The organism is Bacillus sp. JJ664 (genome assembly GCF_036962205.1).
GTDB lineage: Bacteria > Bacillota > Bacilli > Bacillales > Bacillaceae_G > Gottfriedia.
In genome coordinates, this window is sequence record NZ_JBALMS010000087.1 from 1 (window position 1) to 7,307 (window position 7,307).

At 32.1% G+C, this 7,307-nt stretch carries 9 protein-coding genes; 2 read left to right on the top strand and 7 right to left on the bottom strand.

What is annotated here, in order from left to right; translation table 11 throughout:
• Positions 1-138 precede the first annotated feature (138 nt).
• Entirely contained in the window at positions 139-1,530 is a 1,392-nt protein-coding gene (locus V7056_RS14635; RefSeq protein ID WP_499703077.1) for a peptide MFS transporter, read from the top strand.
• Positions 1,531-1,573: 43 nt separating this feature from the next.
• On the opposite strand, the gene V7056_RS14640 is transcribed toward V7056_RS14635, so the two are convergent.
• The 3 genes from V7056_RS14640 to V7056_RS14650 all read right to left on the bottom strand — a co-directional run bounded on the left by V7056_RS14640 (position 1,574) and on the right by V7056_RS14650 (position 3,975).
• On the bottom strand, positions 1,574-2,023 hold the full coding sequence (locus tag V7056_RS14640) for a dCTP deaminase domain-containing protein (RefSeq protein ID WP_499703078.1): 450 nt from the start codon (positions 2,021-2,023) through the stop codon (positions 1,574-1,576).
• A gap of 175 nt (positions 2,024-2,198) precedes the next feature.
• Complete coding sequence (locus tag V7056_RS14645) at positions 2,199-3,014, bottom strand: GNAT family N-acetyltransferase (protein ID WP_499703080.1); 816 nt, start codon at positions 3,012-3,014, stop codon at positions 2,199-2,201.
• 136 nt (positions 3,015-3,150) lie between these two features.
• Complete coding sequence (locus tag V7056_RS14650; protein ID WP_499703082.1) at positions 3,151-3,975, bottom strand: hypothetical protein; 825 nt, start codon at positions 3,973-3,975, stop codon at positions 3,151-3,153.
• Between the two features lie 202 nt (positions 3,976-4,177).
• On the opposite strand from V7056_RS14650, the gene rluF reads away from it, so the two are divergent.
• Positions 4,178-4,885 (top strand): 23S rRNA pseudouridine(2604) synthase RluF, encoded by a 708-nt coding sequence (gene rluF, locus V7056_RS14655; protein ID WP_499703091.1) that lies wholly within the window; start codon positions 4,178-4,180, stop codon positions 4,883-4,885.
• Positions 4,886-5,099: 214 nt separating this feature from the next.
• Here the strand turns inward: rluF and V7056_RS14660 are convergent, their stop codons facing one another.
• From V7056_RS14660 to V7056_RS14675, 4 genes are all read right to left on the bottom strand, one after another.
• Positions 5,100-5,516, bottom strand: coding sequence for an SRPBCC family protein (locus V7056_RS14660; protein ID WP_499703084.1), 417 nt, complete (start codon positions 5,514-5,516; stop codon positions 5,100-5,102).
• Positions 5,513-5,839 (bottom strand): ArsR/SmtB family transcription factor, encoded by a 327-nt coding sequence (locus tag V7056_RS14665; protein WP_499703086.1) that lies wholly within the window; start codon positions 5,837-5,839, stop codon positions 5,513-5,515. The genes V7056_RS14660 and V7056_RS14665 overlap by 4 nt, the downstream gene beginning before the upstream one ends.
• 246 nt (positions 5,840-6,085) lie before the next feature.
• A complete protein-coding gene (locus V7056_RS14670; RefSeq protein WP_499703088.1) occupies positions 6,086-6,943 on the bottom strand; it encodes a metallophosphoesterase in 858 nt (285 codons plus the stop codon).
• Between the two features lie 103 nt (positions 6,944-7,046).
• Positions 7,047-7,307, bottom strand: a 261-nt coding sequence (locus V7056_RS14675; RefSeq protein ID WP_499703090.1) for a hypothetical protein, incomplete at its 5' end; no start/stop codon positions are given.

Consider the following 7,307-nt stretch of genomic DNA (forward strand, 5'->3'; position numbering starts at 1 on the left):
TTTTTAAGTAGAATTGTCGAAATTTGTAGAATTTAAATTATTTTTTACACCAAATTGACAGAATAGTGTATGAATTTGCGACAATAAATATTCAAACAGAAAACGACAAAGAATAGCACATAAGAGGGAGGAATTAAAATGAGCGTAGCGACTCAAAACGTATCATCAAATGAGCAACAACAAAAAACGAAACATCCGCCTGGCCTTTACTTATTATTTGCAACAGAGGCTTGGGAACGCTTTAGTTATTATGGAATGCGTGCACTATTAGTTCTTTATTTGACAACATCTGTAGTTCAAGGTGGACTTGGATTTAAAGATGCTTGGGCTTTACAACTTTACGGATTATTTACTGGTCTAGTTTATTTCACACCAATTATCGGTGGTTGGATAACAGATAATTTCCTAGCTAAACGTTCTGCTATTACTATTGGTGGGATCATCATGGCAGTTGGTAATATCGCATTATTCGGCATTCATTCTTCAACTGGTTTATACCTTGGATTGATTTTAATGATTATCGGTAATGGTTTCTTCAAGCCAAATATCTCAACAATCGTTGGTGAACTTTATGAAGGAGATGACCCACGTCGTGATGGTGCATTCACAATCTTCTACATGGGTATCAACTTAGGTGCATTCTTTGCTCCACTTGTTACTGGTTACTTAGCACAAAATTTATTTATGTCTAAAAATGCTGCAGGTGATGATTTATTCGGTTACCGTTATGGTTTCTTAGCTGCAGCTATTGGTATGATTATTGGTCAAATTATTTTCAATTTATTAGCTTCAAAATATCTTGGTGATTTAGGTACAAAACCTAATGCTAAGATTGTGAAAGAGGGTAACAGCGCTTCAGTTAAGGATGTTCCTCTTACTAAGAAAGAAAAACAACGTACGACTGTTATCTTTATCTTAGCAGCATTCGTAGTATTTTTCTGGGCAGGATTTGAACAAGCTGGTTCATCATTAACTCTTTATACTGAACGTTTCTTAGATCTAAATGTTGGTAGCTTCCCTGTACCATCTGCTTGGTTCCAATCTGTTAATCCATTATTCATTATGCTTTTCGCTCCAGTACTCTCTGCGATCTGGATTAAAATGGCAAGAAATGGTAAAAACATTAGCGTTCCTGCGAAAATGGCAATGGGTCTAATCCTTTTAGGTGTTGGTTTCGCATTCACAATTATGGCAGTTATGAAAACAGGTTCTGATCCAAATCATATTACTGTAAAAGCAAATATGATGTTCATGGTTATGACATATTTCTTCCATACAATTGCTGAATTAGTACTTTCACCAGTTGGTTTATCAGCAGTATCACGTTATGCACCAGTTAAACTTGCTTCATTATTAATGGGTGTATGGTTATCATCAAGTTTTATCGCTAACTTAGTTGGTGGTCAATTAGCAGCATTCACAACTACACTAGGTATGTTACAAGTATTCTTAGCAGTAGGTGGAGCGGCAATCGTTGCAGGTTTAATTTTACTTGCATTATCACCAAAACTTGCAAGAATGTTAGACTAATTTCAAAAAAAAGCAGCACTCGATCATTCGAGTACTGCTTTTTTTATTTTCCTGTACTACCGAATCCGCTTGTTCTTTCTTCACCAGCAATATCATCGTCAGTTAATAAAAACTTTTGGAATACCGCTTGTCCAATTCGCTCACCTTTTTGAATAATGACAGGTTCATTTGTAACATTTAAAAGCTGCATCATGATATGCCCATCATTTGATGGATTGCTATAATAATCCGAATCAATGACCCCTACTCCATTTCCTTTTAATAAACCCTTTTTTAAAGGCGTAGAAGAGCGTACGAATAATGCAAGAAATTCATCCCTTTGCATATATGCTTTTACACCAGTGCCAACTAGTTTAAATTCATTTGGTTGAATGATTGTATCTTCAATACTTTCAATATCGTAACCAGCAGCGTGAGTAGTCGCTCTCTTAGGCAAATTAACGCCTTCCTTTTCAAAACCTTTTGCTATTTCAAAACCACGAATTTTCTCCAAAGTTTTCACCCTTTACCATATATTTCATTCCTTAGTTTAACATATAAAAAGTTCAAGTATGAGTCATATATTCTATTTAAAGGTGATTTTAGAGCAATATCCATTACTTCCCTATTTTATTTAACATATTTCCTCCCCAATCTAAAAAAAGAATGTGGGTTACACATTCCTTTTTTCATTTATATTGATAGTAGTCTTGCGTGTCATATTGTTCGAAGCCACAGCTTGTATATAATTTTTTTGCGTTTTTATTTTCTAAAGCTACTTCTAAATGTATCTTATTTCCTGTTTTATTTTCTTGCTCAATAATTTGCAATAATGTATTTTTTCCATATCCAAAGCCTTGATATTTTGGTAAGATAGCAAAACCGTAGATCCAAGTTTCATGATGTTCTCTTTGTACACTCAGTTTCCCGATTTTTTCATCATTTACTTCTATGATGTAACATTTACGGTTCGGCTCATTTAAAACTCGCGCATTATATGTTAGAGCATCTTTTTCTTCAAAACCAAAGGACTCTACATCTATTTTTGAAATCAGTTCAAAATCTTCTTTTGTCGCATCTGACAGTTTAATTATTGGTTCAAAAGATTGTACTTCTTGATCCTTCCAAACCATTTGGTATTCTGAGAATGAATAGTCGCATTTCTGAGTTTTAATAAACTCTTGTGCTGTTGTAGATGCTGCTGGAGCATTCAATAAGATCGACGTTGCATTACTGCTACTTTCAAGACCTTCACGAAGTAGTGTCGTGAAAATTCCTTTTCTTCTATATTTTGGATGGACCATTCCACAAATTTCTACTTTACTACCAAAGTAATATTTACCTAAGAACCCAACTAATTGATTCTCCTCATAATAAAAGAAATCTTCTTTAACATCACCATCTCTATTTCTAAGCATATCCCAATTTAATTTTAACTTAATTAGATCATGGCTCTCACATGCTTCTTGCAATTCTTTTATTTGTAACAATTGTTCTTTTGACAACAAATTTTTCACCTTCTATTTTAAAATTACGACACTCTCTTAATTTCAACAAAAAAGAATTTAGTCCTTCTTAATAAAACACTTTTCCAAAAATGCAAAAAAACATTACTCCTCTTTAGAAGTAATGTTTTTCATTTTATCTGTCTGTTCTAGGATCTACTTCAAACCATTCCGACATCGATAAATTTGTTGTTTTATCTTCCCAATCGTCAATCGATAAATCTTCATAATTTTGCTCTAATTGGTTTAAATCTTTGTGTATAGTTTGGTCGTTATTATTTCCATTCATTGTAGACTGATTTAGAGTATGTTCTTGGTTTATTTGTTCAAATGACTCTTGTATATAACTCTGAGTTAAAGAGCCTTCATCAAATGAATGTGCTCCATTTTGAATACCTATATTAGCTGTATTCGTCTGATGATTTGAGATACTAGCTGAATATTGTTCAGGTATTATATTTGGCATTGGATTCAATTCTGATTCATTTTTACGTTTCTTTGCATTTTTACTTGTTCTGCTTTGTTGATTTTGATCATCGGTTTGATTTTTTCGGTGTTCGTCTTCATTACCATTTTTAAAAATATTTGAGGCATATTCCTCAACATTATTAAGAATGCTTTCTGCCCATTTATGCTTTTCTTCATGATTTTCTTGATTTTTGTGATGATGATTCTTTTTTTCTTTATGAGTTTGATTGTGTTTTAGTTGATGATCGTCGTTTTGATTATTTTGCTCCTGGTGACTATGCGAAAACTCTTCTTGATTGATCATAGATAGAGTGGTTTTTAAATCTTTTTCAATACTCTCTATTTGATGATCAAAACTATGTAATTGTTTTTTCATACTATCCATATGAGATTCTATTTCATCAATTCTTTTATTAATTTTGTGCATGTTACGTTGATGTTCATTTTTCTTTAAGTCAAATTGTTCTAAAAGCTTATCAAAAGAAAGATCCATTTACACTCACCTATTTCATTTTTTAATTAGTATGTGTAAATAGAAGATAATTATATAGTAAAAATGAATGATTCATTTTTAAAAATATCGATAAAAGTATGAATTTTATTAATATATTCCCGCATTTTACAACTTCTTTTTTAATAATCATTACAAATATGTTATTCTGAAAATATAATTTAGCATTAAGGGGTTGTTGATCATTCGTTTAAATAAATTCATTAGTGAATCTGGAAAAGCATCTAGACGTGCTGCGGATAAATTAATCAGTGAAGGTAGAGTTAAAATAAACGGTAAAGTTGCAAAAATCGGTAGCCAAGTTGAACCTGGCGATGAGGTAATTGTAAATGGAGAATATATTCGATTAGCCCGAAATAATGTTTACATTGCACTAAATAAACCCGTTGGAATAACTAGTACAACTGAAAAAGGTGTAAAAGGAAATATTGTTGATTTAGTTAATCATCCACTACGAGTTTTTAATATAGGTCGACTGGATAAAGACTCTGAGGGCTTAATTCTACTAACGAACGATGGTGATATTGTTAACGAAATATTACGTGCTGAGAATAAGCATGAAAAAGAATACATCGTCTCAGTCGATAAACCAATCACTCCTACCTTCTTAGAAGAAATGGCAGCGGGTGTCAAAATTTTAGGAACAAAAACACTACCTTGTGAAGTAAAACAACTTTCAAAATATGACTTTCAAATCATCTTAACACAAGGGTTAAATCGTCAAATTCGTCGTATGTGTGAAGCACTTGGTTATGAAGTGTATCGACTTCAACGAACACGTATCATGAATATTCATCTGAACAATTTGCCAATAGGTCAATGGAGAGACTTAACAAAGAAAGAAAAAACACAATTATTTAGAGAGTTAAATTATGAACCAAATGAATGGTAAACCCTTCAGTTTTTACATGAACTTGTAATTTTTTTTCGTATTTAACTAAAATAAAATAATGAATCATAAAAATAAAAAAAAGGGTGAAACATATTATGTAAGTCAAATATGTTTCACCTTTTTTTACTTGATCGTCAAATACAATTTATTGTTGAAGTCCGATACATTAATTTAACTTCTTAACTAAAAATGATGTTGTTATTAAGCCTTTCAATTACACTTCTGCTAATACTTTTCCTAGCTGATTACCCATATTCGTCCAAGCATGTTTAGCTCCCTCAATTGCTCCAACGCGTGCTTTTGTTTCTTCACTAAATCCAGTTTGATCTAGATTTAATTGGACTGTCCCATCTGAAAGTTCTTTCAAAGTCCATGTAACTGTAGTTGTTTCTCCGGCACTTGCCCAAATGTAAGATAATGTATGAGGCTCTTCTACTTCAAGTACTTCACAATCTACAATTCCATTCCACCATTCATTTGGTTCAGTACGAAATTGAAATTTATGCCCTACAACCGGTTTAAAATCATTTTCCATGATCCATTTTGCAAGTGTGTCCGAATCAGTTAAAGCATTCCACACCTGTTCAATTGAATTTGTATATTTATATTCTAATGCTACATCTGATTTCATTTTTTCTCCTCCAAAATGCTATTTAGATTAACAAATCTTTGTTTCCAGAATCCTTCGTAAAAAGAAACCCAATCTTTAATTTCTTCTAGTGGTGCCGCATTTAATCGATAACGTGTTTCTCTTCCTACTTTACGATCAGCAACTAGACCAGCTTCTTTGAGGATCGCCAGATGTTTTGAAACAGCGGTACGGCCCATTTGAAATTGAGGAGTTAATTCGTGAAGTGGTAATTCATCTACTTCTGCCAATAAACGCAGTATTTTACGCCTTGTTGGATCAGCAATGGCTACATAAACATCACGCTCTTGATTTTTCTCGCTCAAAATCACCCTCTCCTTTTTTATCAGACACCAATTGGAGTCTTTATTTTAGGACACTAATAGGTGTCATGTCAATTCTATTTTTGACAGCTCGATTTTTTTTTTCAAATATGTACCTTCTTTATTGTTTTTTCAATAAATTAAGCTATAAACTAATTAAATCCTTTTATCACTAAATTGCCAATTAAAAAGAGTTGCCTTTAGCAACTCTTTAAATCACGAACATTATTATAGTTATAGCCTTATCGTTCACATTCTTTTTAAAGTTATTACGACAATCTCAGGTCTATTAAAAATTCTCTGAGGAATAATACTATTTCCTAGTCCCCTGCTTACAATCATCGTTGTATTCTTCTTTTTATATTGTCCAGCAGTGTACTTTGGTAAAACTCCTTGGTTTGGGGCAATAACTCCACCCACAAATGGAATTCTAAATTGCCCACCATGCGCATGTCCTGCAAGAACTACATCAAAATCATAATTTGAATATAGCGAAAGTAATTCAGGTCTATGAGATAATAACACTTTAAATTCTAAATCGTTCATTTTCGTTTCAATAGAATGTTTTATATTAACTTCCGCCTGTTGTTGTTCGGTTAAATATTCATTACCTGGCTCGGCAGGGTCATTAATCCCAAAGAGTTGAATTGCTTCACCACCACGTTCTACCACTATACTTTCATTATTTAACACATTAACACCCAAATTTTCCAATTTCCTCTCTAATTGTTCATACTTACCAGACCAATATTCATGATTTCCAGTTACATAATAGACTGGTGCAATTTTTACTATTTCTTCCATTAACTTTAAACTATATTTTTCCACATAATGTTTAGAGTCAATTAAATCACCAGTAAATACAATCATATCTGGCTTTTCATTTTTTATTTTTCTTACTAAATTATTTTGTTCTTTTCCGAATTCTTTTCCATGAAGATCTGACAATTGAATCATTTTAAAGTTATTAAATTGTTTTGGAATTTCACGTGATTGAATAATTGTCTCATTCACTTCGATGGCATTATTTTGATAGTAGCAAAACAAAACAGTCACCAAGATTCCGATCAAGAATATGATTATATTTTTGCGCTTAAACTTTTTCACTTATTTTACCTATTAGCCTTTCTTGATGAGCCGTTCATTCGACTTACCTTTGTAAACAAAATGGTATCCAATTATTAACGATGCGAATTCACAAATATATTAATTACCAAATCTCAAATATCACTATTATTCCAATGATAAAAAACAGAACGCCTCCTAATAACCAAGCATCAAAATCATTAGTTTCTTTCTTTTTTAATATTTTATTTTCAAGACTATTTAATAAACTAATCGTTGCAAATAAAAGATAAAATAAGCCTTTGATTATATGATGAACTTCCTCAGCCGTAAATGAGTAAATCAAATAAATGATCATTGGAACGCTCAAAATTTTCTTTATTAAATCGATCTGTTTAATTCTCAC

Coding starts and splice junctions, on each gene's coding strand:
- V7056_RS14650 (WP_499703082.1), bottom strand. CDS start 3,975: ATGGATCTTTCTTTTGATAAGCTTTTAGAACAATTTGACTTAAAGAAA.
- V7056_RS14635 (WP_499703077.1), top strand. CDS start 139: ATGAGCGTAGCGACTCAAAACGTATCATCAAATGAGCAACAACAAAAA.
- V7056_RS14660 (WP_499703084.1), bottom strand. CDS start 5,516: ATGAAATCAGATGTAGCATTAGAATATAAATATACAAATTCAATTGAA.